This is a genomic window from Streptomyces griseicoloratus (assembly GCF_014534645.1).
Lineage (GTDB): Bacteria > Actinomycetota > Actinomycetes > Streptomycetales > Streptomycetaceae > Streptomyces > Streptomyces griseicoloratus.
Window position 1 is genome coordinate 1 of record NZ_JACVQF010000139.1, and the last position, 272, is coordinate 272.

Below are 272 nucleotides of genomic sequence, written 5' to 3' on the forward strand. Positions count from 1 at the left end.
CTGCTTCGTCGGCGGCCTCGCCTGGGCCACCGACGACCGCTCCCTCGAAGCCGCCTTCTCCACCTTCGGCGAGATCCTCGAGTCCAAGATCATCAACGATCGGGAGACGGGGAGGTCGCGCGGGTTCGGGTTCGTGACGTTCTCGAGCGAGCAGGCCATGCGCGACGCCATCGAGGGGATGAACGGCAAGGAGCTCGACGGCCGCAACATCACCGTCAACGAGGCCCAGTCGCGCCGCTCCGGAGGCGGAGGCGGAGGCGGCTACGGCCAGC

At 69.1% G+C, this 272-nt stretch carries 1 protein-coding gene; it reads left to right on the plus strand.

All coding sequences use genetic code 11. The features are described 5' to 3' along the window. Nucleotides 1-272 (plus strand): RNA-binding protein (locus H0H10_RS41615; protein WP_188179465.1); only part of this gene is annotated, 272 nt, incomplete at both ends.